The following is an 852-nucleotide window of genomic DNA, read 5'->3' on the forward strand; positions in this document are numbered from 1 at the left end:
ATGCATCTGCATGGCCACGATCATGCGTTGACGCAACGCTGTCATCGTCCGGTCCTCTGGCAACGACCCCGATTGGGTCATGGCGAGTGTGGACGACGAGGCGTGGAAGCGCTGTCAGGCGCGGGTGAGTGAGGAGCTGCTGCAAAGCCCCGCGGAGCGGATTAGTTCAACGTCGCAAATCAGGCGACCCAAAAGCGCGCCTGCACCGAAGCATGAAATACACCGTTAGCTTGGCGCGCGCTTTTGGGGTCGGCTGCATTTGCCTTGTTAGCTGAGTTATCCATTTGCCCCTTTCATAATCACAGCAAATAGCCAAGCCAGAAGGAAAAAAAAGGACGCAATGGGAAGATACACGCCAGTGAGATGATTTACAGAAATCGATAATGGCCAATTGTATCTTCTAGCGATCCGCCCTACTTTGCGCACTGGATGCTGTTTCGTGCGATGAAGTAAAGTTAGAATTATTAGAAGCTTGTGACACGCCCTATAAAGGGACAAGCCAACAACAAACACCAAAAAAGCGCCTGTAGTTAAAACAAAAACTTTTTCCTCAAATTCCTTTGCGGATATTACGCCCGCCACCACCACAGAATAGACAACGATGAAAAAATTGAATCTCTGGCTATAAAGATTTTCGAAGAACTGACGTTCTTCACTTAAGGACCAGTCTTCTGATTTGCGATATTTACTGATTTTCATTCCCCTTGTCAGCTAACTATTAAGCATTTATCCATCGGGCGCATGGCTGTGAGCGTGGTCTCGCTCCGACGCTGGCGCGCCCGATGGATAAATGTCTGTTGGACTAATCCGATCCTGGCACGACGCCGCCAACCGCGCGGATGCGGGCATGCC

General features: G+C 50.2%; 1 protein-coding gene. It reads right to left on the reverse strand.

Annotated elements, in window-relative coordinates:
• Positions 1 to 276: 276 nt before the first annotated feature.
• Entirely contained in the window at positions 277 to 699 is a 423-nt protein-coding gene (locus G3446_RS27055) for a hypothetical protein (RefSeq protein WP_164456736.1), read from the reverse strand.
• Positions 700 to 852 lie beyond the last annotated feature (153 nt).

It is taken from the genome of Thiorhodococcus minor (assembly GCF_010820565.1).
In the GTDB taxonomy this organism is placed as follows: Bacteria; Pseudomonadota; Gammaproteobacteria; order Chromatiales; family Chromatiaceae; genus Thiorhodococcus; species Thiorhodococcus minor.